Annotated in this window: 27 protein-coding genes; 10 read left to right on the top strand and 17 right to left on the bottom strand. The window is 54.7% G+C overall.

The features are described 5' to 3' along the window. Window positions 1-89: 89 nt before the first annotated feature. The 4 genes from AC6I8N_RS08680 to AC6I8N_RS08665 all read right to left on the bottom strand — a co-directional run bounded on the left by AC6I8N_RS08680 (window position 90) and on the right by AC6I8N_RS08665 (window position 1,651). Entirely contained in the window at window positions 90-296 is a 207-nt protein-coding gene (locus tag AC6I8N_RS08680; RefSeq protein WP_497830508.1) for a hypothetical protein, read from the bottom strand. Continuing rightward, window positions 266-997 (bottom strand): SDR family NAD(P)-dependent oxidoreductase, encoded by a 732-nt coding sequence (locus AC6I8N_RS08675; protein WP_497830507.1) that lies wholly within the window; start codon window positions 995-997, stop codon window positions 266-268. Before AC6I8N_RS08675 ends, AC6I8N_RS08680 begins: the two co-directional genes overlap by 31 nt. Before the next feature lie 10 nt (window positions 998-1,007). Further along, a complete protein-coding gene (locus tag AC6I8N_RS08670; RefSeq protein ID WP_497830506.1) occupies window positions 1,008-1,262 on the bottom strand; it encodes an AraC family transcriptional regulator ligand-binding domain-containing protein in 255 nt (84 codons plus the stop codon). Window positions 1,263-1,402: 140 nt separating this feature from the next. Continuing rightward, window positions 1,403-1,651, bottom strand: a complete 249-nt coding sequence (locus AC6I8N_RS08665) for a GlsB/YeaQ/YmgE family stress response membrane protein (RefSeq protein WP_021185669.1) — start codon at window positions 1,649-1,651, stop codon at window positions 1,403-1,405. Window positions 1,652-1,834: 183 nt separating this feature from the next. On the opposite strand from AC6I8N_RS08665, the gene AC6I8N_RS08660 reads away from it, so the two are divergent. Then, window positions 1,835-2,569 (top strand): flagellar brake protein, encoded by a 735-nt coding sequence (locus AC6I8N_RS08660; protein WP_021185668.1) that lies wholly within the window; start codon window positions 1,835-1,837, stop codon window positions 2,567-2,569. Between the two features lie 216 nt (window positions 2,570-2,785). On the opposite strand, the gene AC6I8N_RS08655 is transcribed toward AC6I8N_RS08660, so the two are convergent. The 7 genes from AC6I8N_RS08655 to AC6I8N_RS08625 all read right to left on the bottom strand — a co-directional run bounded on the left by AC6I8N_RS08655 (window position 2,786) and on the right by AC6I8N_RS08625 (window position 10,324). Further along, window positions 2,786-4,270 (bottom strand): FGGY family carbohydrate kinase, encoded by a 1,485-nt coding sequence (locus tag AC6I8N_RS08655; protein WP_021185667.1) that lies wholly within the window; start codon window positions 4,268-4,270, stop codon window positions 2,786-2,788. Between the two features lie 2 nt (window positions 4,271-4,272). After that, on the bottom strand, window positions 4,273-5,217 hold the full coding sequence (locus tag AC6I8N_RS08650) for a transketolase family protein (RefSeq protein WP_497830505.1): 945 nt from the start codon (window positions 5,215-5,217) through the stop codon (window positions 4,273-4,275). After that, window positions 5,210-6,040, bottom strand: coding sequence for a transketolase (locus AC6I8N_RS08645; RefSeq protein ID WP_021185665.1), 831 nt, complete (start codon window positions 6,038-6,040; stop codon window positions 5,210-5,212). Before AC6I8N_RS08645 ends, AC6I8N_RS08650 begins: the two co-directional genes overlap by 8 nt. 91 nt (window positions 6,041-6,131) lie before the next feature. Next, window positions 6,132-7,241, bottom strand: coding sequence for an ABC transporter permease (locus AC6I8N_RS08640; protein ID WP_021185664.1), 1,110 nt, complete (start codon window positions 7,239-7,241; stop codon window positions 6,132-6,134). Continuing rightward, a complete protein-coding gene (locus AC6I8N_RS08635; protein ID WP_208725520.1) occupies window positions 7,241-8,758 on the bottom strand; it encodes a sugar ABC transporter ATP-binding protein in 1,518 nt (505 codons plus the stop codon). Before AC6I8N_RS08635 ends, AC6I8N_RS08640 begins: the two co-directional genes overlap by 1 nt. After that, window positions 8,758-9,369, bottom strand: a complete 612-nt coding sequence (locus AC6I8N_RS08630; RefSeq protein WP_497830504.1) for a DUF2291 family protein — start codon at window positions 9,367-9,369, stop codon at window positions 8,758-8,760. The genes AC6I8N_RS08635 and AC6I8N_RS08630 overlap by 1 nt, the downstream gene beginning before the upstream one ends. A 13-nt stretch (window positions 9,370-9,382) precedes the next feature. Continuing rightward, window positions 9,383-10,324: a D-ribose ABC transporter substrate-binding protein gene (locus AC6I8N_RS08625; protein ID WP_021185661.1), complete on the bottom strand. Its 942-nt coding sequence runs from the start codon at window positions 10,322-10,324 to the stop codon at window positions 9,383-9,385. A gap of 183 nt (window positions 10,325-10,507) precedes the next feature. Here AC6I8N_RS08625 and AC6I8N_RS08620 point away from each other — a divergent pair, with 183 nt between their 5' ends. Next, window positions 10,508-11,458: a sugar-binding transcriptional regulator gene (locus AC6I8N_RS08620; protein WP_021185660.1), complete on the top strand. Its 951-nt coding sequence runs from the start codon at window positions 10,508-10,510 to the stop codon at window positions 11,456-11,458. 39 nt (window positions 11,459-11,497) lie between these two features. Here AC6I8N_RS08620 and emtA read toward each other — a convergent pair whose 3' ends face one another. Then, a complete protein-coding gene (gene emtA / locus AC6I8N_RS08615; protein WP_152521912.1) occupies window positions 11,498-12,139 on the bottom strand; it encodes a membrane-bound lytic murein transglycosylase EmtA in 642 nt (213 codons plus the stop codon). A gap of 150 nt (window positions 12,140-12,289) precedes the next feature. On the opposite strand from emtA, the gene ldcA reads away from it, so the two are divergent. Together ldcA and AC6I8N_RS08605 are read left to right on the top strand one after the other, a co-directional pair. Continuing rightward, window positions 12,290-13,213: a muramoyltetrapeptide carboxypeptidase gene (ldcA, locus tag AC6I8N_RS08610; protein WP_497830503.1), complete on the top strand. Its 924-nt coding sequence runs from the start codon at window positions 12,290-12,292 to the stop codon at window positions 13,211-13,213. 24 nt (window positions 13,214-13,237) lie between these two features. After that, window positions 13,238-13,900, top strand: a complete 663-nt coding sequence (locus tag AC6I8N_RS08605; protein ID WP_497830502.1) for an MBL fold metallo-hydrolase — start codon at window positions 13,238-13,240, stop codon at window positions 13,898-13,900. Here AC6I8N_RS08605 and AC6I8N_RS08600 read toward each other — a convergent pair whose 3' ends face one another. From AC6I8N_RS08600 to AC6I8N_RS08590, 3 genes are all read right to left on the bottom strand, one after another. Continuing rightward, complete coding sequence (locus tag AC6I8N_RS08600; RefSeq protein ID WP_021185656.1) at window positions 13,901-14,314, bottom strand: GNAT family N-acetyltransferase; 414 nt, start codon at window positions 14,312-14,314, stop codon at window positions 13,901-13,903. A 24-nt stretch (window positions 14,315-14,338) separates the two neighbouring features. Further along, window positions 14,339-14,722: a hypothetical protein gene (locus tag AC6I8N_RS08595; RefSeq protein ID WP_497830501.1), complete on the bottom strand. Its 384-nt coding sequence runs from the start codon at window positions 14,720-14,722 to the stop codon at window positions 14,339-14,341. A gap of 123 nt (window positions 14,723-14,845) precedes the next feature. Beyond that, window positions 14,846-15,070 carry a YgdI/YgdR family lipoprotein gene (locus tag AC6I8N_RS08590; RefSeq protein ID WP_013508714.1) on the bottom strand — a complete coding sequence of 75 codons (225 nt, stop codon included), beginning with the start codon at window positions 15,068-15,070 and terminating at the stop codon, window positions 14,846-14,848. 99 nt (window positions 15,071-15,169) lie between these two features. Here AC6I8N_RS08590 and AC6I8N_RS08585 point away from each other — a divergent pair, with 99 nt between their 5' ends. Next, a complete protein-coding gene (locus tag AC6I8N_RS08585) occupies window positions 15,170-15,526 on the top strand; it encodes a DUF4186 domain-containing protein (protein ID WP_208725270.1) in 357 nt (118 codons plus the stop codon). A 3-nt stretch (window positions 15,527-15,529) separates the two neighbouring features. Here AC6I8N_RS08585 and AC6I8N_RS08580 read toward each other — a convergent pair whose 3' ends face one another. Then, window positions 15,530-15,712 (bottom strand): hypothetical protein, encoded by a 183-nt coding sequence (locus AC6I8N_RS08580; protein WP_036627398.1) that lies wholly within the window; start codon window positions 15,710-15,712, stop codon window positions 15,530-15,532. Window positions 15,713-15,925: 213 nt separating this feature from the next. On the opposite strand from AC6I8N_RS08580, the gene AC6I8N_RS08575 reads away from it, so the two are divergent. The 3 genes from AC6I8N_RS08575 to AC6I8N_RS08565 are packed head-to-tail and all read left to right on the top strand — an operon-like array spanning window position 15,926 to window position 17,895. Continuing rightward, window positions 15,926-16,255, top strand: coding sequence for a hypothetical protein (locus AC6I8N_RS08575; protein ID WP_497830500.1), 330 nt, complete (start codon window positions 15,926-15,928; stop codon window positions 16,253-16,255). 43 nt (window positions 16,256-16,298) lie between these two features. Next, complete coding sequence (locus AC6I8N_RS08570; RefSeq protein ID WP_497830499.1) at window positions 16,299-16,850, top strand: hypothetical protein; 552 nt, start codon at window positions 16,299-16,301, stop codon at window positions 16,848-16,850. Between the two features lie 37 nt (window positions 16,851-16,887). Continuing rightward, complete coding sequence (locus AC6I8N_RS08565) at window positions 16,888-17,895, top strand: Ppx/GppA phosphatase family protein (RefSeq protein WP_497830498.1); 1,008 nt, start codon at window positions 16,888-16,890, stop codon at window positions 17,893-17,895. Window positions 17,896-17,929: 34 nt separating this feature from the next. On the opposite strand, the gene AC6I8N_RS08560 is transcribed toward AC6I8N_RS08565, so the two are convergent. Next, complete coding sequence (locus AC6I8N_RS08560; RefSeq protein WP_021185649.1) at window positions 17,930-18,139, bottom strand: DUF2767 family protein; 210 nt, start codon at window positions 18,137-18,139, stop codon at window positions 17,930-17,932. Between the two features lie 129 nt (window positions 18,140-18,268). Between AC6I8N_RS08560 and AC6I8N_RS08555 the strand changes: the two genes are divergently transcribed. Beyond that, the gene (locus AC6I8N_RS08555; RefSeq protein ID WP_021185648.1) at window positions 18,269-18,517 is read left to right on the top strand and encodes an ElaB/YgaM/YqjD family protein; all 249 of its coding nucleotides are present in this window, start codon (window positions 18,269-18,271) and stop codon (window positions 18,515-18,517) included. Window positions 18,518-18,705: 188 nt separating this feature from the next. After that, complete coding sequence (locus AC6I8N_RS08550; RefSeq protein ID WP_497830497.1) at window positions 18,706-21,699, top strand: glycoside hydrolase family 18 protein; 2,994 nt, start codon at window positions 18,706-18,708, stop codon at window positions 21,697-21,699. Window positions 21,700-21,752: the final 53 nt, after the last annotated feature.

Below are 21,752 nucleotides of genomic sequence, written 5' to 3'. Positions count from 1 at the left end.
AAACGCACGGTCAGATAACCAGCGACGCAGGAAGAGCAACGGTCTGGCACCGAAACCGACGGCGTAGCGCGTTTTGGGGCGGCGTGCCTTTACCGCTCTGGCAATGGTGTTGGCGGAGACAGACGTTTACGGCCCGCCTCCCCACCCATCGATTCGGCCATCGACTTCGCCTGCCCGGCATAAGCTCCCTGGCCAGAAACCTCGCGCAACTTGTCGGCGGCAATATCGGCCCACTCAGTGCGAATTCCCCCCGGTTCAACCACCACTACGTCGATGCCGAAAGGTTGCACTTCCATGCGCAGACAGTCGCTGATGGCCTCCAGTGCGAACATTGCACGCGCGCCTCGTCCAACGGCACATCTTCCACCGCGCCGTACGAGCCATAACCGGCATTATTCACCAACACGTCAATACGTCCTGACCTGGCGATGATCCGGGCGATACCCGCCTGCATCGATGCATCATCGGTCATATCCATCGCCAGGACATGAACACCGCTATCGGCCAGATTTTGCATCCGTTCAACACGGCGCGCGGCAGCATATACCGTGAAACCCAGGGCTTTGAGACGATGCGCGGTCGCTGCACCAATACCGGAAGAAGCGCCTGTGACAAGAGCAACTTTGGTGGTCATAACAGATTTCCTTAAACGAAAACGCAAGAACCAAGCGGCCAGGATTAGCCACTTTGTTAGCGAGAGAGTGTAGGTAATGGGTGAAGGCATTTCTCTGGCGAAAAGCGCCAAGTGCTCGAAACCGCGGATGTTATGGCCTGACGGGAGGACCACCCGCAACGCCCGGACCGGTTCACGCGTCGCCAGCCGAACGAATCTCAGGAAAAAGGTGATCTCAGCGATTTGCTGTGAGTCCGGGACCTCAGCGGGTAACTCAAGCCAACGTGGCGCTACCGTCAACTCACCCTGCTGACCGACCTCCACCGTCAGGCTCATTGGTGCTACCAGCTGCTTATATTTTGCGAGACGCTGAACCGCCTGCATCAGATTGGCGCTACACAGGGCCGCAAACAGCGGCGGGTTGAAAGACCGCAGCCACTATGCGCAGAGGGAACAGCTCGTCACCAGCTTCCGCCGCCATCGCACGCCAGAAGCGAAAATATTCATCGGACGTCAGCCCGCGATCCTGATGGGAAAACCTGTCTTCCGGCAGCCCCGCACGGCGCAGCACATGGTGAGCGGAAATCCCCATGTCCCTGAGCAGCGGTTGCCACCCGATATCCAGCGCAAAAGTATGGTTACGTTTCATTTTTTCAGTATAACGCTGCCAGAGAGACGCTGGCTGGCAAAATACGCCAACTTACCTGCCAAGTGCGCCAGCAACATGCGTGGAATGTAAAAAACCCGCCATCTGCTGCCAGATGACGGGTTTCAGGGAAACCGGATGGGTTAACTGCGCACTTTACGATAAATCCACAGCACCACAATGGCACCAATCACCGCCACTACGAAGCTGCCGAAGTTGAATCCGTCCACCTTACCAAAGCCAAACAGGGTACTGATCCAGCCACCAACCACCGCACCCACTACGCCGAGAACTACGGTCATAATGAATCCGCCACCGTCTTTACCCGGCATAATCCATTTAGCGACAATCCCGGCGATCAGACCAAAAATAATCCATGAAAGAATACCCATTTGTTGCTCCTTACTTTATTAATCAAGGTGTTCACAGCGCTAAGTATAGACGGAATATTTTGAGCTGCTGCACAAACGCAACGGGAAATAATAGTTAGCAGGCTAAAGCTTTTTTATCATGTACCGATAACTGACGGAAAGCCGCGCACGCGTGATAGTAACGATCGGATAGTGGAGCAGGACGTGAGAGAAGCCGATAAAGAACAATATATTAAACGAGGTACATTGGCCGTTCTGAATGTAATGAAGGACCTGTTACGTTTCCAGACCCCGCTAATGGTGAACTTCTCGCGCGGACAGTTTATCAGCCGCATGCTGGCGGCCGATGAAGATCAGGTGATCTTCGATCTGGGAAGCCATAGCCAGGATAATGAGATGGCTTTGCGGAGTGGTGAAGTCAACATCGCCGCTGAGACTCAGGGGGCAAAAGTCGAGTTCAGTCTGAGCAGTTTGCAGAAGGTGGACTACGAGGGGTTGCCTGCCTTTGCCGCTGCCCTGCCGGAGCTGGTGTGGCAAATTCAACGCCGTGAATTCTTCCGTGTTAACGCGCCGATGGAGCCTGTCTTCTGGTGCCACAGTGAATGGCCGGATGGTAACAAAGCACGCTTTCGCTTGCAGGATCTGTCACTGGGTGGCATTGGGGTACTGGTGGATGAAAAACTGCCGGAAGATTTAAACAGCGGCGACACCTTTAAGAAACTGCGCGTCGAACTGGGCGAATATGGTCAGTTTGAGGTGACGGCACAACTGCTGCACATCGGTGAGCGCAGCACCATTACCAGTAAGAATGAAACCCGCGTGACACCCCGGCTAAGCTTCCGTTTTACCGCCATCGAGCCAGTGCAGGAGCGCCAGCTACAGCAGGTGATTTTTGCGCTGGAGCGCCTGGCGCGTGATAAGGCGAGTCGGTTTCAGTAGTATTGCATTGGCTTCTTTTCCCCTCACCCTAACCCTAACCCTCTCCCGCAAGCGGGAGAGGGAACTGATCGAGCACAATTTCCACAAGTGGGAGAAGGAAACTGAACGAGCACATTTTTCGTTAGCGGGAGAAGGGAACAGTTCGGGCAGATTGCACGTCTCCCTCTCCCGCTGGCGGGAGAGGGCTGGGGTGAGGGCTCAGGCCGCACCTTCCAGTCAAGGCTGGTAACGACAGCGTGCCACGGCTGCCAGCCATCCCTGATAATTTTCCTGCATGCTTTGCGCCTGCTCCTGTCGCGGATAGATCACGCTTCCCCCCTGTAACGCCGCCATGTCACTGCCCTGCTGCCACCAGCCCAGTGTGCGTCCGGCCAGCAACGCGGCTCCCAGCGCTGAGACTTCGGGAGTGGGTACGCGGCGCAACGGGCGTTGCAACACATCGGCCTGCAACTGCATCAGCCAGCTATTTTCCGTGGCGCTACCGTCAACGCACAGGGCCGGAAGCTGCACGCCACTCGCCTGCTGCATGGCAAAAAACACATCGGCAATCTGAAAGGTAATGGATTCGAGTGCCACGCGTGCCAGCACCGCCGGGGTTGCCGCATCGGTCAAACCGCACAGCATGCCGCGCGCTTGCAGATCCCACCAGGGCGCGCCGAGGCCGGAGAGCGCCGGGACAAAATAGATACCCTGGTTGCTCGCGGTGCTTTGCGCCTGTCGGGTCAACTCACGCGGGTCGCTGATGCCAATCATCCGTCCCAGCCAGGCAGCCCCCGAGCCGGTATGGGTGATGTTGCCCTCAAAGGCAAAGCGTAAAGTGCCATCATGCCACGCCACCGTGGTGCTCAGGCCATTTTCGGTCAGTAACGGTGTCGCCATCGACATCATCAACGAGGAGCCGGTGCCGTAGGTGGCTTTCACCACTTCCTCGCTACCGCTACGCTGTGCCTGAAGCGCGGCGTGGGAATCACCGATGCGTGCCAGCAGCGGCGTGCCGGGTGGCAAACCGGGGATATCCTCAATCGCCACTTCCCCCTGCGCACTGGCCGACGGCACGATGACCGGCAGCGCCGCGCGGGGAATGTGAAATAGCGCCAACAATTCATCATCCCAGTCGCCACTGTGCAGGCTATACAACTGGGTGCGCGCGGCGTTGGCATGATCAGTGACGAAACATTTGCCGCCCGTAAGCTGCCAACTGAGCCAACTGTCGACCGTACCAATACACAACTCCCCCGCCTGCGCACGCGCCAGACCATCCGGCAAGGTCGCCAGCATACCGGTCAGCTTGGCCGCGGGAAACATCGGGTCCACCGCCAGCCCGGTCAGGCCGGTGATACGCGGTGCTTTTCCCGCCTGGCGTAAGTCACGACAGAACGATTCGGAACGGCGATCCTGCCAGCTCACCAACGGGGTTAAGGGTTGCCCATCGCGCCGTTGCCAGATCAACACCGATTCACGCTGGTTGCTGATCGCCACCGCCTCCACAGGCTCGCCGTGGCACTGCGCAAGGCAGTCGCTTACCGCCTGTTTCACCGCCTGCCAGATGGCTAAAGGGTCCTGCTCGGCCAGGCCAGGCTGAGGATGGTTGAGTGCCAGCGGCTGACTGCCGCGCGCCACCACCGCGCCACTGCGATCCACGGCGATCGCCTTGGCGTTGGTGGTGCCCTCATCGATCGCCAGAATTAACGGACCTGCCATGTTTACTCTCCTGTGCAGATACGCAGCGCATTTTTCACCACGCTGGCCGCATCGATGCCATGTCGCGCACGGGTTGAGGCACGGTCGCCCGCAATCGCGTATTGCCCATCGGGAATGCCGAGCCGCAATAACGGAATGCCACATCCCCCTTCCGCCAGCACCTCAGCCACCAGGCTACCGACGCCACCATTGACGTTGTGCTCCTCAACGGTAATCACCGCAGGATAGTGATTTAACAGTTCGCGCAGTTGTTGGGTATCACAAGGGCGAATCGATGGAATGGCGATCACACCTGCGTCGATTCCCTGGCTTTGCAGTTGCTCAGCCGCATCGACAATCTCATGCACCGTCGATCCCATCGCCACCAGCGCAATATCTTTTCCGCTGCGCAAGACATCGATATTGCCGGGACGGAACTGGTAGCTGTCATCGTGCAGCTGGCGCAAGTCCTTGCCGTCGAGACGGATGTACACCGGTCCAACATGATCCAGCGCGTAGTCGATTATCTGACGACACTCCAGCGGGCAGGATGGCGCATAAATTTCGATGTTGCCGAAACCACGCATAATCGCGATGTCATCAATGCTATGGTGGGTACTGGCGAGCGGGCCGTAGCTGGTACCGGCATTCAGACCAAACAATTTGACGTTGGTGTTGTTGTAACAAACATCGACTTTCACCTGTTCATTGGCGCGTGAAATCAGGAAGGGTGCGGCGTTGCAGGTCACCGCCACTTTGCCACCAATCGCCAGCCCGGCCGCGGTGCCAACCAGCGTCTGTTCGGCGATACCGACGTTGACCAGCCGATCCGGAAACGCCTTGATAAAGGGAGCGATTTTGGCGGTGGAGGTCGAATCCGCCACCACCGGCACCAGATCAATACCGCGATTGACCGCATCGATAAAAGCATTGACCATGACATTGGCCAGGTGTTGTGCGTTACTCATCTTTCAACTCCTCCAGCGCCTGAGCGATCTCTTCTCCCTTCGGTACCCGGTGATGCCACTCAGCTTTGCTTTGAATAAACGAGATACCAAAGCCCTTCTCGGTATCGGCCACCACCACCTGCGGTTTGCCGTTACGCGGCAGGTTTTCCAACGTTGTCACCACTGCCGCCATATCGTTGCCATTACATTCCGTGACCTCTAAACCAAACGCGCGCCATTTCTCAGGGAGCGGATCGGTATTCATAATGTCGCGGGTATGCCCTGCCAGCTGTAACTTGTTCTTATCGTTGATGATCACCAGGTTATCGAGGCCATAATGGGCCGCAACCAGCGCCGCTTCCCAGTTACTGCCCTCTGCCAGCTCACCATCGCCGGTCACCACATACACCATTCTGTTGCTGCCATCTTTTTTCGCGGCCAGCGCGATGCCCACCGCCACCGGCAATCCGTGGCCGAGTGCGCCGGTATTCAGCTCCACGCCCGGCGTTTTTTGTCGCACCGGATGACCCGGCAGATGGGAGTCGGAATGTTGATAGCTGGGGAGCCAGTCAGTCGGGAAATAACCGGCTTCAGCCAACACGCAGTAATAGCCACCCACCGCATGGCCTTTTGACTGGATATACATATCGCGTTGCGGATCGTTGATGCGGTCCGGCGCGCAGTTGAGAATGCGAAAATAGAGCGCCGTCAGGATTTCGACCTGCGACAAATCGGCCCCGGTGTGTCCACCCGCCGGGCTACCAGCGTTGAGCTGGATGATGCGACGACGCACCGCGCGCGCTTTGGCGGTCAGCTCGTCCACAGAGTATTTGAAAGGATTCATGGTTACCTCTGAATTTTAAATCGTTACTGAATATATATTCCTGCATAACAAAAAAAGGGGGACAGACAAATGCCGTCTGCGCCCCAACCGATTAAAGCTTCGTTCCGCTGCCTCCCTCTTCAATCAGCGCTTTCTGGGCCACCACGGCGGCCTTTTGCTGCATCCGGCTCTGCATCTGGTCGATGATTACAGCGACGATAATGACGATACCTTTGATCACCATCTGCCAGAACTCGCTGACCCCCATCATGATTAAGCCGTCGGCGAGAAAGCCGATGACAAAGGCCCCCACCAGCGTGCCGAGGATGGTACCGCGTCCTCCTGCCAGTGAGGTGCCGCCGAGCACCACCGCCGCGATGGCGTTCATTTCAAAGGAGGTACCGTTGGCCGGATGACTGGCAACCAACTGCGAGGACACCACAATCCCGGCAATCGCTGCACAGAACCCGGACAAGGTATACACCCAGATTTTTACCTGCCTGACCTTCACCCCGGAGAGTTCTGCGGCACGTTCGTTATCGCCAATGGCATACACCTGGCGGCCAAAGGGCAGCCGTCGCGCAATGTAAGCAATCACCAACGCCAGCACGATCATCATCCAGATAGCCCAGGGCAAACCGAGAAAATAACCGGCACCGATTTTGTCAAAGCCGGTGTTGCCGAGCAGTGGATTCCCTTGAAGCCCAGGGAAGGTTTCACCTCCGGACGTGAGCATCGCCGCGCCTCGCAGGATGTACATGGTGCCGAGGGTGCAGATAAAAGGCGCAACGTTGTAACGCGTGATAATCCAGCCATTTGCCGCGCCGATTAACGCGCCGACCAGCAGCACCAGCGGCACAATCACCCACACGCTGGGGAAAATGGCGATGCCGAACATTGGCAACACAATCCCTTTGGTGATCAACCAACCCGCGATCATGCCGCACAGGCCCAGCGTGGCACCGATGGAGAGGTCAATACCGGCGGTAATGATGACAAAGGTGATACCCAGCGCCAGAAAGGCGTTGATCGCGATATGCTTCACCATAATCACCATGCTGCCGAGCGAGAGAAAATCCGGCACCGTGGCCGAAAAGAACCCGACAATCAAAAACAATGCGATAAAGGTGCGCAGTTTTAACAACAGCAGGATCAGGCCTTCACGAGAGGTAACGGCTTTTGCGGGTTGCGCGGCGAATGCCACGGCACTGTTGCTTTTCATCACGAGAACCCCTGTGCACTTGCTTTAACCAGCGCCGCTTCTTCCGCTTCTGCACGCGGAAGGTCGGCCGTAAGTTTGCCGCCGGACATCACCAGAATACGGTCAGCCACCGCCATGATCTCTTTCAGGTCGGAGGTGGAGAACAGCACCGCAATACCCTGCTCCGACAGCCGTACCATCATGCGGAACACCTCCGCTTTAGCCCCGACATCAATGCCGCGACTCGGCTCGTCCAGCAGCAGCAGGCGCGGATTGGTCAGCAACGAACGGCCAATCACCACTTTTTGCTGATTGCCCCCGCTCAGCGCGCTGATGGCGACATCCGGTGACGACACCTTGATCGCCAGGTTGCCGACGGTACTGGTTACCGCTTCCCGCTCGGCCTGCTGCGCAATCACCATGCGATGTGACAGACGACGCCACAGGCTGGCGATGGTCAGGTTGCTCGCCACCGACGAGATGGGAAAGATGCCCGCGCGTTTGCGATCTTCCGGCACCAGACTCATCCCCATGCGGATGCGTTCAGCGGTGGGCAATCGCGTGGGCAGCGGTTTGCTGTCGAGCCACAATTTGCCGAGATAGTTGCGCTGGCTGCCGAGCAGGCATTCAAACAATTCGGTGCGACCGGCGCCCATCAGGCCATAAATGCCGACAATTTCCCCGGCACGCACCTGGAAGCTGACATCATCCACCAGCGTATTGCCGTTCGGGCTGACGCAGGTGATGTGCTCCGCTTCCAGCACTGCCGCACCGAATTGCCGATGTGCGGGGAGGAAATTGCTGACCGGTTCACTACCCAGCATTTCACGCACAATCCACGGCACATCGATATCGCTGACCTGCGCTTCGGCCTGAAAGCGTCCATCACGCAGAATGGTGATCACATCACCAATCGCCATTAACTCCTCCAGTCGATGCGAGATATAGATAATGGAGACGCCCTGACGCGTCAGTTCGCGAATCACCCGGAACAGGATTTCCACCTCGGTTTTACTCAGCGCCGAGGTCGGTTCGTCGAGGATCAAAATATCGGCATCTTCCGCCAGCGCTTTGGCGATCTCCACCAACTGCTGCTGACCCACCTTGAGATTGCCCACTTTCTCCTGTGGCGCGATGGGTTGATCGAGGCGCTGCATCAACGCGGCGGTGCGTCGCGCCTGTTCAGCCTCATTGATCGGACGGATACCCCGCTGAATCTCGCGGCCGAGAAAAATGTTCTCAGCCACGCTGAGGTTTTCGAACAGGTTCAGCTCCTGATGCACCATGCCGATACCGTGACGGGCCGCATCGCGGGTACTGTGGAACACCACCTTCTGGCCATTAAGAAACATTTCGCCGCTGGTCGGTTGCTGCACGCCCGCGAGAATTTTCATCAGCGTCGATTTACCGGCGCCGTTCTCGCCGATGATGACGTTGACCTTGCCACGCCAGACGCGATAATCCACGCGGTCCAGCGCCAGGGTGCCGGGAAACAGCATCGACATATGATTCGCTTGCAGGATAATTTCGTCGCTCATCATCCATTCCCCTGTTGCAGCTGGATCGCCACCACTTCATCGACCGTGCCCGGCCCCATCGTCACCGCCAGCAACATCTGCACCGGTTTGCCTTGCCAGCTACTGTCCACCGTGGGCAGTTGTTTCACCGCATGACGGTTTAACGCTTTGGTCAGCTGTGCGTACTGCACCTGATTGGTGAACTCCTCAAAGCGGAAACCGGCGGCATCACGGATGGCGTTGCTACGCAACACCGGGCCAATCAACACCTTGACCGGTTTACCGTTGACGGTGACGGTCAGCACCCGCTCACGATCGTTACTGCTATCCAGTGCCGTCACGGTGCCGCCCGCGCGCACAAACACGCTTTCGCTGGTGCCCGCTTTCAGCGTATGGCTTTTGGTTTCCATATCGCTCCAGCTGAGCGCCTGTTTTTCTGCGGGCTGTGCCACCCGACTTTGCCAGCTCTCCTCGGCGATCTGCTGCGGCGTCTGATTGGTATAGCCGGGTTTGGCGTGGGGATCTTTCGGCATGATGGGATTGCCGTTTGCGTCGAGATCCACCACCGTGCACGCCGTCAGCATCAACGCCAGTGCCGCCATGATGATTACGCCTGTCGCTCTGCCCTTCATGCCGTACTCCCGCTTACTGCGCCAGACGGAAGTTTTTCAGCTTCGCGGCGTTGCTGTCGTCGATCAGCACGCAATCCATCAGCTGTTTCTCTTCCTTCTGCGCTTTGCCGTGCGTCAGGTAATAATCCGCCTGCTCCACCGCCATTTGTGCCTGATCCCAGCCCGGCTGGAGCACCGTGGCTTTGATATTGCCTTTATTCAGGATCGAGTCGCGGGTGTAATCGCTACCGTCAAAACCCACCACAATGACGTTGGTTTTACCTGCGGCTTTCAACGCCGCTTCAGCGCCAAGCGCCATCGTGTCGTTACCGGAGATCACGCCGACGATATTCGGGTTCTTCTGCAAAATGGTTTCCATGCGGCTGAAGGCTTCCGTCTGGCTCCAGTTGGCACTCTGCTGCGCCACCATCTTCATGTCGCCGTAGTCATCCAGCACATCGTGGTAGCCCTGTGAACGCACACCCGCGTTGGTGTCAGATTCTTTGCCCAGCAGCTCAACGTAATCCCCTTTTCCGCCCAGCAGCTTGGCGAACTTCTGCGCGCCGAGTTGAGCACCCTGATAGTTGTTGGAGACGATTTGCGCCACCGCCACGCCGGTCTTGTTAATTTCGCGGTCAATCAGGAACGTGGGGATACCAGCATCTTTAGCCTTCTGTACCGGCCCTACCGTGGCATCCGCCCCGGCGTTGTCGAGGATGATCGCTTTGGCTTTGCGCGCGATGGCGGTTTCAATCAACTGGTTTTGTTTGTTGACGTCATCATCGTGCGAGGCCACCAACGTGGTGTAGCCCAGCGCTTTTGCCTTCGCCTGCGCACCATCGGCTTCGGCTTTAAAAAAGGGGTTATCGTGTGACGGGGTAATAATGGCCAGCAGGCCCTTATCTGCCGCCTGTGAGGCCGCAGATAACGTCAGGAGTGAAGCCAGCAGGGTAACTTTGACGAGGGATGCTTTCATTGGTTTTTCTCCGCTTGAATATATATTCAAATGCGATTTTATATGCATAATGACTATGCACCCCAACGAGGATGCCGTCCAATGCCGGATCCTGAAAAAGCGAAAACGATCACAAATTGTTCAGCGTTGTTATTTATGACCGGCTGATTAACAATACCAGGCAGATTTGGAGAGGGATAAATCATGGCAAAACAGGATGAACAGCGGCTGATGGTGAAGATTGCTACCCTTTATTATGTTGAAGGGTTGAAGCAATCGGATATCGCACAGCTACTGAAATTGTCGCAATCCTTTGTTTCACGCATTCTCAATCGCAGCGTAAAGGAAGGCGTAGTAAAGATTAGCGTGGTCCCGCCCGCGAATGTGTTTCCCGAGCTGGAGAAAGCCATCGAGCAGACTTACCAGCTTCCGCAGGCGATCGTCGTCGATGTGCCGGAGCAGGCTTCCGCCTTACAGATTAAACAGGCGATTGGCTCAGCTGCTGCGCACTATCTGGAAACGCGTTTACGTGCCGATGAGTTGATCGGCATCTCCTCTTGGAGCGGGACGATCCGGGCAATGGTGGATGCACTGCATCCGCTTAACGCGCCCTGTCGCGGGGTGATTCAGTTACTCGGCGGTGTCGGCACTAACGGCAATGTTCAGGCTACCATCCTGACACAGAACCTCGCGGCGCTGTTAAATTGCCCGGCATGGCTGCTGCCATCACAATCGATTGAACATTCGGTGCAGGACCGTCAGCGCTTGTCGGTGAATCCCGATGTTGCCGTGGTGCTGGAGAAATTCGAGCAGGTGGATCTGGCGATTGTCGGCATTGGCGATCTGGAGCCTTCCGCGCTGTTGCGTAATTCCGGCAACTACTACGATGAAGAGATGTTACGCACCCTCGCCCAACGTGGCGCGGTGGGTGATATCTGTCTGCATTACTTTGACGCTGATGGGCAGCCCGTCCTGAACACCGCTGAAGATCCGGTGATTGGTATGGAGCTGGCACAGGTGAAAAATTGCCCGCAGGTGGTAGCACTGGCGGGTGGCAAGGAGAAAGCTCAGGCGATTCGTGGTGCGTTGCGCGGAGGCTATGTGAAGGTGCTGATTGTGGATTATCCCACCGCAAGGTTGTTGGTGGAGGGGTAAGCCAACCGTAGCGGCGCGATAAATCACGCCGCTACGGGATTAACTGATGGTGCGATACGCGGTGGTGACTTTCCACAAATAGCGCGGCGCCTGGGCTGCCGGATGTTTGTTCTGTACGTGCTGATAGAACTCGTCCGGCGTCATCGCATTGATCATTGCAATGGCACGATCGCGGTCGCGTGAGAAGGTTCGCAGCAACGCACCGGCACCGTTAGCATAGGAAACAATGGTGGCGTAACGCAGAGTCAGCGGATCACGAATGCCTGCCAATTCCGATTCCTGCAAAATACGGATATAGGCCGCGCCAATATCGATGTTTTTTGCCGGGTCGCGTAACTCGGATGAAGTGGGCTGACCACGACGTCCCTGGGCGCGATACACCGCACGGCCCGCCGTTGAGGCTTTGATCTGCATCAGTCCGACCGCATTTGATCGGCTGATCACGCTGGGGTTACCCCCTGATTCGACACTAATAATGGCGCTGATAAGCTTTTCATCAACGCCATAATGACTGGCGGCATCTTCAGTAAACATTGACCAGGCGTCATTAAGTTTTGACGGTGGAGCCTGGGTTAAAGGTGTATTCTTCTCTGGCGTTACCACGGTCTGCGGTTCGCTGGCACAGCCCGCCAGCAATAACGCAGAGAGCATAAGTAGTCGGATTTTCACTGAATGTTGGATTCCGCAATAGATTCGGCGCAACCTATCATACCTGGCTTGCCGCAGGGTAAAATTACCGTTTGTCCTAAATTCGTAAAAAAACTTGCCAGGTCGTGACTTCCGTAACGCATTTCGTCATCATCGGCAAGCCAACCCACACAGGATGAGAATATGGTTGCCCCCCGTTCGATACGTCTGATCGCCCCTTCCGGTTATTGCCACAATCAGGATGCTGCCCAACGCGCCGTGACACGTTTACAGGCAGAAGGCCACCATATCGACAATCAAATCGCCATCGCTCGTCGCTTTCAGCGTTTTGCCGGAAGCGATCAGCAGCGGCTGGATGACGTCAATCAACTGGCCTCACTCAGCACCTTGCCGGACATCGTGCTGGCGGTACGTGGCGGCTATGGCGCATCGCGTTTGCTGGATAATGTCGATTATGTGGGTCTACAGCGCCAGTTGCTGAATCAGCCGGTCGCCTTGTGCGGCCACAGTGACTTTACCGCGCTGCAACTGGCACTGCTGACGCAAACCGGGTTGATCACCTTCAGTGGGCCGATGCTGGCTGGTAATTTCGGCGCAGAGACATTATCTGATTTTACCGTTTCGCACTTTTGGCAAGCGCTGACTTCACCTACAGTCAAGTTACACTGGCGCAGCAGCAGCCCGGATGAAGGCCGCTGGCAGGGCACCTTGTGGGGCGGTAATCTGGCAATGATCTGTTCGCTGATTGGCACACCCTGGCTGCCACAGATTGAAGACGGCATTCTGGTGATCGAGGATGTGAACGAACATCCGTTCCGCATTGAACGCATGCTGATTCAGCTGCATCAAAGCGGCATTCTGGCACGGCAAAAAGCCATCGTGACCGGCAGCTTCACCAGTACCACCCTGTCGGATTACGACAATGGTTTCAATTTCGAGAGCGTCTGGCAACGCGTGCGGGATGAGTATCAACTGCCGGTGATCAGCGATTTGGCCTTTGGTCACGGCGCTGAAACCGTTACGCTTCCTCTCGGCGCCAGCGCCAGTTTGCAGATTCAGCACGGAGAAGCCCAGTTCGCCTTTACCGGCCACCCGACATTGCGCTAACGGCATTGCCGCAGGAGACCGACATTGAAGCCGCTTTACGAGGACTTGTGGATCTCCACACCCGAATTTCCCGCAGACAATGCGGAAAGTGACCTGATGATGCATGGGTTTATGTTGCGCCATCCGCGCGGCAACCTGTTGATTGGACGGGTCGAAAACCAGCTCGATCATGAGGTGCTGGCCGATGTGGGTGGCGTGATTCGTCATTATCTTACCCACTGGCATGAGGCTGCTCCCGGCGCGCTGATGATTCAGCAGCGCTTTAACAGCGCGTTATATTGCCACAACCGGGCGCTCGGTCCGGTCAGCCTGATCATTGAGCCGGATGATACCTTCAGCCAGCAGAAGGTCCACTTTGGTGATTTCCATCTGCTTCCTACCCCAGGACATACCCCAGGCAGCAGCAGCTACCTTTATCATTCGCCGCTGGGTCGCACCTATCTGTTTGTTGGCGATACGCTGACGCGCGAACATAATCGCTGGATTAGCGTTCTGGTACCGGAAAGCAATCCGGCTGAATTATTACAATCACTCGATCTCTACCGTTCATTACGCCCGGATGTGGTGCTGATGAGCACCACCCGCGGCCATCTGTCATGGCAGAAAATGACGCTGAAAAGTTGGTTAGCGGCGATCGACGAAGCAGAACAGGCACCGCTGGATTTACGCCAGCGGCCGCCTGGTTAATCAGAGGGTTTTGCTGAGATAGTGGCGCTGATGATGCCGTGGATAGTTATCCAGGCTAAAGCGTAAGGTGTAACCGAGCTTTTCGTAGAAGGGTCGTGCCTGGAAGCTGGCTGTATCCACCTGGGCATAACAGCAGCCGCGCGCGCGTGCCTCTTCTTCCGCAGCACCTATCAGTTTGCTGCCCACTCCCTGCCCGCGCAGCGCGTCACTGACCCATAGCATATCAATACGCAACCAGTTGCCACTGGTGGATCCGGTCAGTCCCGCCAGTTTTTTCCCGTCGGTATCGGTAACAAACACGCCTATCGATTTGATTTCATCGACATTGATAAAGCGGCTGTTAAACGCATTCAGCCCGAGGCGAACCTCATCGAGATCCTGATGAGTGACGCTTTCCGTGACCTTAAGTTGCATAGTCGACTCCTTGTGGCAGCAATGTTATGAAGGCGGATGCTGGTTATCGTCGTAACGCTCCAGCGAGAGGATATCAATATCGCGCTTTTCCGTGCGATTGCAGGGCACCAGCTTATCGCTGTCAGCATAAACGAAAAAGGTATCACCATTGTTTTTATTCACCATTAACTGGTCACCATTACGGAAACGGGTAATCGCCACCGGATCACCGTCCTGCAAATGGGTACGTTGCTGACCCGCAGCAATCTGGAAATGGTGTGTCGGCCACATTAGCATGCTGAGGCCATACTCGGCGCGCGAGACGGTCATGGTTGGGCGGCCCGGGCAGGCGATCTGGAATTCGCTTTCACTCCAGGCGGGCACAATCTGGCACGCCAGCAAACCTGCGACAATAGCTATCGCCTTCATTGGATTCTCCGCTGAGGTTAGGTAATGATTTCATTAGGGTTTTGCAGAGGGTATCACAAAATAAATGCGTGCGGCGCAGGATGGCCCGCTAAAGGCGGGCCGCAAGGTTCTGGCGAGGAAAAATCAATTATCGACTGAAGACATGTCTTTGATCTGGCTTTGATTTATCTGCTGCTCCTTACCGTAGATATCTTTGTAAGTAATCATGCCAGTATCTTTATCAACCACCGGTTTGCCCTCGGTGACAATGGTTTGACCATCATTGGTGTGCATCACATGGTCAGATGCGCAACCGGCCAGCAGCAGGCCCAGACTAAAAGTACCAATCAGAAACAGTGTTTTTTTCATCTCATCCTCCTTTTGGACTCAGGGTCAGGTTTAGCACAGGTAACAGGAAACTGAACCAGGATAAAGACTAATGCGCTATGATCGCGCCAGGAGGATGTTATGAGAGATGAAAACGCGCTCTTTGCTCGCCTGGCACAATCGACCTTTCGCAGTCGCTTTCACCTGGGGCCAAAGGAACGGCAGTATTGCCTGGATAAAGGGCCGGAGATTATCGGCCAGCATGCGGCGGATTTTATTGCGCGTCGCCTGGCGGATGCTGAGCCACAAAACGACGGGAAACAGACGCCAATGCGAGGTCATCCGGTGTTTATCGCCCAACACGCGACCGCAACCTGCTGTCGAGGGTGTCTGGCAAAATGGCATGGTATTGCGGCACATCAGCCGCTATCGACTGACCAGCAGCAATACATCGTACGCATTATCCACCGCTGGTTGTCAGGAGAAATGAATCGCTAAGGACTACTCTTCGGCGGCCACTTCAGCCGCCACTAACATCAACGCCAGGCCGGCATCATCAGGATTAAATTGTTGCATGGTTGCGCGAATTGCCGCGACACAGTTCATCACCTGCTGCTTTTGTTCAGCTTCAAGCTTATCAATCGCATGCTGAAGAATCATTAGACTGGCTTGTTCTTCTCTCATTCATTCCCCCCGGTTAGGCTGGTCCATCGCGCAAGAGTGGCAAGAATAACGTTTATCTGCTAGCAAAGTCACCCCCTTAACATTCTCATCGCTTAACGATTACGCAAATAGCAAATGGGAAGCGGCGCCAGACCTGCTATGATCAGCATATCGTGGTCATTCAAGAGAGTTTTCGTGCCACGGCAAACCAGGGATCGAACCAGGAACAGGACCATGTTGCGAACTACCGTTGTACTCACCTTATTGTTACTGGCAGGCTGTAGTTCTGCCCCAAAAGGGGTAGATTGTCCCGGACAAGTCGCTACCATTTATGGTCAGGCGATGGGCAACTCCGAAGCACGTATTTTCGACCTGGTTAGCGCCTTCTCCGTCAGCAAAGATGGCGTCATGGTAAAAAGTGGCCCCCTCCACTCAAACGATCGCTTTCAGTACGTCCCTTCGGCGGTGACCCGCGAGGGCTATTACGCCCAGCGTTTGTCGGATAAACAGTTCCGCCTGATTAATCCGTATCAAAACACCATGATCACCTGGACATGCCCGTAAGCCGTGTTTATTGTCAGAAATCGTCAAGCTGAGAGACTGGGTCATGGAAAAGAGTCTGGATAATAACGGCTATATCGAATTTCCCTTCCCCGCGACCGCCAATGCGGATGGTTCAGTCAACCCCTGCGGCATTGATCTCACCCAGGAGACTGACCGCATTGAAGAGATTGCGGTGTGTCAGCACTCCGCCAATCTCCGGCGTTTGCTGGAAGAAGTGAATTTACAGGACGGCCTGTTTATGACGCTGGCCTGTGACTGGCAGCAACGTGACGATGGGGTGTGCGGTTTTATTGATGTGGCTTTCCGCCCCCTCTACTCGGCCAGCAGCAAGGACGAGGCTCTCGCTCTCGATCAGGCCTTTGAAATCTATCTCTCCCGCCAGGAGAAGCAACACAATATGGCCGGTGGCGCATTGGTTAATTATGCGCGCGCAGTGCTTGACTGGAGCTGGTCACCCCTGCATCAACGCCATTTGCACTATGAAAAAGTCACCCTACGCTACTACTGCCAGCAGGCGGAAGATGCCGAATGGTGTTTTGATCATCTGCGTCATTTCCTCGTGAGCTGGTATCCGGCTTATCGCGGTACACGTTAATTTTCCCTTTCATTATTTTCCTCTGACAGGAGCCGCTATGCGACTTGTGGTACGCGTTGTAGTGCTGTTTTTTGCCGTATTTCTGCCTTCACTGGCCTTTGCTGATAACTGCTGGCAAACCCGCGCCGGAATCGATATGGGGTCCGGTACCACCAAAATTGCCGTGACTGAAGTGAATATCTGCCAGCATCAATTGGGCAAAGTGCTGTTTGAAGATCAGCGCCCGGTGGGTTACAACGATGCGCTGTCACGTTCCGGCAACAACCAACTGGATGAGGCGATCCAACAACAGGGATTGACTGCCTTGCAGCAATTAGTCACTCAGGCTCGGCGCTATCACCCGCAGCGTATCAGCGGTGTCGCCACTGCGGTGTTCCGTTCTGCCAGTAACGGCCAGGCGGTGATTGACCGTTTTAATCAGCAAGCGGGTGTACAACTCAAAATCATCAGCCAGCAGCAGGAAGCCGAACTGGGATTCCGTTCCGCTAAAGCGGCACTGCATGACCCGACATTACGCGATAACGACCTGCTGGTTTGGGACATCGGCGGCGGCTCGATGCAGATGACCGCCTGGCGTGACCAGTCAGGTAAGACGGTTTCCGACGTCTACCAAGGTAAACTCGCTTCGGTCACGCTGAAGAACTTTATCGTCGATGTATTAAAGAACCAGCCATCTGCCACCTCTCCCAATCCAATTGGCTCCTGGCGCCCTTCCGTGCTGCGCTTTGTCGAGTTTTACGCCCACAACGATGTCCCGCCGCAGATTAAACAAGATCTCGCTACGCGCCGGGTGATCGGGATCGGCGGCGTACACGGTTTCTCGATTAAGAATCAACTGAAAATCAAAGATAATCGCTATGACCTGGCGACTCTGGAACAGGTAGCAAAACAGCAGGTATGGAAAGGTGACAGCGAACTCACGGGCGATTACCGCGCTACCGATGTCAGCAATTTGCTGTTGGTGGAAGGCTATATGCGCGCCCTTGGCATCAGGGATGTCACTGTCGTTAAAGCCAGCCTGATTCAGGGCGTCGTACTGGAATAAAAGACAGCCAGGCGTCGGTCTGACGCCCGGGCTCTCAGGACGGTTTTACCAGCCGGATAGCATGTTCCAGCATACGTTGTTCATCGCGTTCATCATGGGCGCGATGCTGACGAGTACGCTTTAGCAGGCTGGTGATCTCTTCCCTTTTGGTTTCGTGCCCGCACTCCGCCAGCACAATCACCGCATCACCAATTACCCGGCAAACTTCGTCGTAATCGTCTTCACTTAATACGTCACGTTTCATCGCCCCTCCTGACGTCAAATACCTTAACCAAGCCTGGTCAGGATTTCGTTATCCTGCAAACCCCGGTTGCTGCTCACGTATTCCCTGACTACGCTGAAATGGCAATTCACTATTATCAGGGAGTCATTTATGACTGGAAAAGCGGAAGCAAAATTGAATGAAGCCGCAGGTGCGGTGGAAGAAAAAGTGGGTGAAGTCACTGGATCACGCCGACATCGGTTCAAAGGTGCAGCACGGCGCTACCCGGCGCAGGCCAGCTATGTCGCCCAGGATGCTGCCGATTGTGTGATTAAAAGCGTGCGCGAAAATCCGGTGACCGGAATAGCCATCGCCGCCAGTGTCGGTGTGGTGATCGGTTTCTTACTGGGGCGCAAGTAAGCGTTTGATTTGCGCATGGAGGCGCAAACTTAATTCAGTGAATGTAAGTTTATGTTTTAAAATATTCGGCTTTGCCTGAGTTCTCTTTAATTCCCTCCTCATTTCTATTGTTCACAGAGAATCCTCTCAACTTATTCCCTGAGCATTTTATTTATTATTTTCATCGAATTATACAATGGAGATGTTCAGTGAAGAAGTTATCAATTATTGCGATAGCGACGCTATCTGCAATTTATGGCAGCAATGTATTTGCAGTTGAAGTAACACCAGAAGAAAGCGGAAAAATCAGTGCCGATCTTCATGGCTCCGCAGGTGAAGTCAGCCGCCATCGTGGTGAGCGACTGAAAACCAAAATCCAGTGGAAAGCCTGGAGTAATGATATGGAAGGGCTGCATCCGCATAGCCCGAAGAACTATCAAGTCTATAAAGTTGAATACGCGAAGCCAGGTGACATTTATCCGTCATCGGGTAACAGCAATGAAATGATTCTCAAAGAGAACGAGAATGGTTTTGCCGCCAATCTGGAAAAGAACGTCCCTTTCCAACTGAACAGCAACAAGATTGTTGGGATGTATTATGACGAGTGGGCCTACTGGGAACGCTCGTTCTCAGCTGATTTAGTTCCGGCCAAAAACCTGACACACATTTTCTGGAGCTTCCTTGGCCTGTGTGACTTTGGTGCACAACGACCCGGCAATGTCACCCTGCCCAGCACCGGCAACACCGGCCTGATTGCAGAAGGTAACGAACGCGGACAGAAAATCCTCAGAGGCATGTGCGGCCAGGGCAACCTGCCGACAGAAAGCGGCGATACCAGCTGGCAAGGCAACGATACCCCGGCTAAACAGCAGGGCGATTTCAATGTCACCCGCTACGATCCGCAAGCGTCTTATTATGGCCTGAAAGCGCTGGAAAGAATGAAGAAAGCGAATCCGCAGCTGAACGTGATGGTCTCCATCGGCGGCTGGTCGATGAGTGCGCCGTTCCATGCGATGGTGGAAACCAAAGAAGGTCGCGATATCTTCGTTAACTCAGTGATGAACTTCCTCAGCGAAAATCCGTTCGTGGATGGTATTGACCTTGACTGGGAATTTGTCGGTTCTACCGGACCGTCAGCGATGGGCAATCTGGCCACCGATGGCTATCAGAAAGAAAAAGAACGCTATACCGCGCTGGTCAAAGAACTGCGTAAAGCGATGGATGCCAAATATAGCGGTGCACAGCGTAAGCAGTTGAGTGCGGCCGTCAGTGCATCACCGGCAAAACTCGCTGCGATCGACTTTAACAGCCTGAAAGATGATTTTGATTTTATCAATATCATGACCTACGACATGTACGGTGCCTTCGCCCGTAACCCGGGTCACCAGGCTGCCGTCTATGCCAAACCGATCGCCGGGACATATTACCAGCAGGGTGGTAAGGACAAAGTCAAAGACGAAGCCGGTAACATCATCATTGATGGCCAAGGCAACGATATGACCGGCGAGCAAACGCAGCGCGGATTCAGCACCGAAGGCGCAGTGAAAGCCATTCTGGATAACAACCCGGACTTCCCCTCAGAGAAACTGGTGGTGGGTGCAGCGGCTTACAGCCGTGGCTGGCATAGCGTCAGTGTGAAACAGGAACACGATAAACTGTTCTGGCATGGTATCGCCAACGGTGAAGAAGTGAGTCGTAAAGGGCTTGGCAGCAACGGTTCCTATGAGCATGGCGTGACCGATTATCGTGAACTGTACGATAACATCATCAGCAAGAAACAGGACGTTTACTACGATAAACAGGCTGAAGCCGCGTATATCTGGAAACCCATCGCTAAAGTCAATGGTAACCCAACCGCACAGGTTGAAACCTTCGATTCCCAGCGTTCCGTGATTGCGAAAGGCGACCTGGTGAAGAAATACAAACTGGGTGGCATGTTTGCCTGGGCAGCAAGTAATGACAATGGTTTGATTCTGAACAGTATGAACGCCGCCGTATGTAACAAGCAGGCTAATGGCAGCTACTACAACTTCAGCGAAGATTATAACGGCGTTGTGGATACCAAAGTCATTGATTCACAGAATGGCGTACCGACCAAAGTGGACGAGATCATGTCCGGTCCCGTCGCGTACAACTTCAACGGTCAGAACTATTGCAACTCAATACCGGAAATCCAGGCACCTACCGTTACACTGGATAAAACCAGCATCAATGTGGTGGGCACCAGCGACTATGGCTTTGGCTACCCGGTAATTGCTGGCAGCAACCAGGATTCTGTGACCTGGAAATGGGAACGCATTGAGGGCAACAGCGATATTTATCTCAAGTCTTACGATAAAGCGTCAGCTGAAATTGTCGTACCGAAAAATCTGTTTGATGTCTCTGCGAAATTCCGTGTAACCGCAACCAATGGCGACAAAAAATCTGGCGAAGCTTTTGTCACCGTGAATGTTGTAAAACCTGCCGTTTCCATTAGCGGTTCGAATAATATGGCCTCAGCAAATCCGGTTAAACTGGAAGCCGAAGCTAACTTTGATCAGGTGACTTATGCATGGACGCTGAAGCATGGTGCACAAGTCGTTGCCAATGGTATCGATCAGAACGGACAGATCAAAGCGGGTCTGGCTGCGGGAGATTATCTTGCTGAGGTGACAGCCAGCAGTGTGAAAGGTGCGCGTTCTGCCACTCAAACACACGCGGTGAAAGTGACTCAGGAAGTGCAGAATAACGATCAGGCATTTATCAATGGCATGAAGTTAGGTCTGCAATTCAAAGACGAAGGCAACAGATACTTCATTACAGGTACAGTAGCATCTTCTCAGACACCAACCAGTAAACCCAATTACTCATGGTCGCCAATGGGTGGTACTCAGGAAAGCACCAACGGACTGTCTTATTTCACCTTCTCAGTGGAAAAAACCAGCAGTCCTCAGCTGATGAATCTGAAGGTGGACGTCACCGCAGGTAAAGAGACGCGTCAGTTGATGGAAAACTTTACGGTTCCGGCGTTATCGGGTTCCGCAGGTTATCCAGCCTGGGCTTATGGCAACAACTACAAAGCCGGTGATGTGGTGACCCACAAAGGTAAAGTGTTTGAGTGCGTGGTAGCAGGCTGGTGTAGCCAGACAGGACAATGGTCTCAGCTGCATTATGAGCCAGAAGTCGGTATCAGCTGGACTCAGGCGTGGAAATACCACAAATAATTAAGCAGCAACTCGCTTAATCATGACCTAAGCTGCGGTAGCGTCTACCGCAG

Source organism: Pantoea sp. X-Soil-TKNS-1279, assembly GCF_059730565.1.
This window is presented reverse-complemented; position numbering and strand designations above follow the sequence as displayed.

Excerpts from the sequence above, each read along its gene's own strand:
- AC6I8N_RS08680 (WP_497830508.1), bottom strand. The coding sequence starts at position 296 with ATGGAAGTGCAACCTTTCGGCATCGACGTAGTGGTGGTTGAACCGGGG.
- AC6I8N_RS08675 (WP_497830507.1), bottom strand. The coding sequence starts at position 997 with ATGCAGGCGGTTCAGCGTCTCGCAAAATATAAGCAGCTGGTAGCACCA.
- AC6I8N_RS08670 (WP_497830506.1), bottom strand. The coding sequence starts at position 1,262 with ATGAAACGTAACCATACTTTTGCGCTGGATATCGGGTGGCAACCGCTG.
- AC6I8N_RS08665 (WP_021185669.1), bottom strand. The coding sequence starts at position 1,651 with ATGGGTATTCTTTCATGGATTATTTTTGGTCTGATCGCCGGGATTGTC.
- AC6I8N_RS08655 (WP_021185667.1), bottom strand. The coding sequence starts at position 4,270 with ATGGCAGGTCCGTTAATTCTGGCGATCGATGAGGGCACCACCAACGCC.
- AC6I8N_RS08650 (WP_497830505.1), bottom strand. The coding sequence starts at position 5,217 with ATGAGTAACGCACAACACCTGGCCAATGTCATGGTCAATGCTTTTATC.
- AC6I8N_RS08645 (WP_021185665.1), bottom strand. The coding sequence starts at position 6,040 with ATGAATCCTTTCAAATACTCTGTGGACGAGCTGACCGCCAAAGCGCGC.
- AC6I8N_RS08640 (WP_021185664.1), bottom strand. The coding sequence starts at position 7,241 with ATGAAAAGCAACAGTGCCGTGGCATTCGCCGCGCAACCCGCAAAAGCC.
- AC6I8N_RS08635 (WP_208725520.1), bottom strand. The coding sequence starts at position 8,758 with ATGAGCGACGAAATTATCCTGCAAGCGAATCATATGTCGATGCTGTTT.
- AC6I8N_RS08630 (WP_497830504.1), bottom strand. The coding sequence starts at position 9,369 with ATGAAGGGCAGAGCGACAGGCGTAATCATCATGGCGGCACTGGCGTTG.
- AC6I8N_RS08625 (WP_021185661.1), bottom strand. The coding sequence starts at position 10,324 with ATGAAAGCATCCCTCGTCAAAGTTACCCTGCTGGCTTCACTCCTGACG.
- AC6I8N_RS08620 (WP_021185660.1), top strand. The coding sequence starts at position 10,508 with ATGGCAAAACAGGATGAACAGCGGCTGATGGTGAAGATTGCTACCCTT.
- ldcA (WP_497830503.1), top strand. The coding sequence starts at position 12,290 with ATGGTTGCCCCCCGTTCGATACGTCTGATCGCCCCTTCCGGTTATTGC.
- AC6I8N_RS08600 (WP_021185656.1), bottom strand. The coding sequence starts at position 14,314 with ATGCAACTTAAGGTCACGGAAAGCGTCACTCATCAGGATCTCGATGAG.
- AC6I8N_RS08595 (WP_497830501.1), bottom strand. The coding sequence starts at position 14,722 with ATGAAGGCGATAGCTATTGTCGCAGGTTTGCTGGCGTGCCAGATTGTG.
- AC6I8N_RS08590 (WP_013508714.1), bottom strand. The coding sequence starts at position 15,070 with ATGAAAAAAACACTGTTTCTGATTGGTACTTTTAGTCTGGGCCTGCTG.
- AC6I8N_RS08585 (WP_208725270.1), top strand. The coding sequence starts at position 15,170 with ATGAGAGATGAAAACGCGCTCTTTGCTCGCCTGGCACAATCGACCTTT.
- AC6I8N_RS08580 (WP_036627398.1), bottom strand. The coding sequence starts at position 15,712 with ATGAGAGAAGAACAAGCCAGTCTAATGATTCTTCAGCATGCGATTGAT.
- AC6I8N_RS08575 (WP_497830500.1), top strand. The coding sequence starts at position 15,926 with ATGTTGCGAACTACCGTTGTACTCACCTTATTGTTACTGGCAGGCTGT.
- AC6I8N_RS08570 (WP_497830499.1), top strand. The coding sequence starts at position 16,299 with ATGGAAAAGAGTCTGGATAATAACGGCTATATCGAATTTCCCTTCCCC.
- AC6I8N_RS08565 (WP_497830498.1), top strand. The coding sequence starts at position 16,888 with ATGCGACTTGTGGTACGCGTTGTAGTGCTGTTTTTTGCCGTATTTCTG.
- AC6I8N_RS08560 (WP_021185649.1), bottom strand. The coding sequence starts at position 18,139 with ATGAAACGTGACGTATTAAGTGAAGACGATTACGACGAAGTTTGCCGG.
- AC6I8N_RS08555 (WP_021185648.1), top strand. The coding sequence starts at position 18,269 with ATGACTGGAAAAGCGGAAGCAAAATTGAATGAAGCCGCAGGTGCGGTG.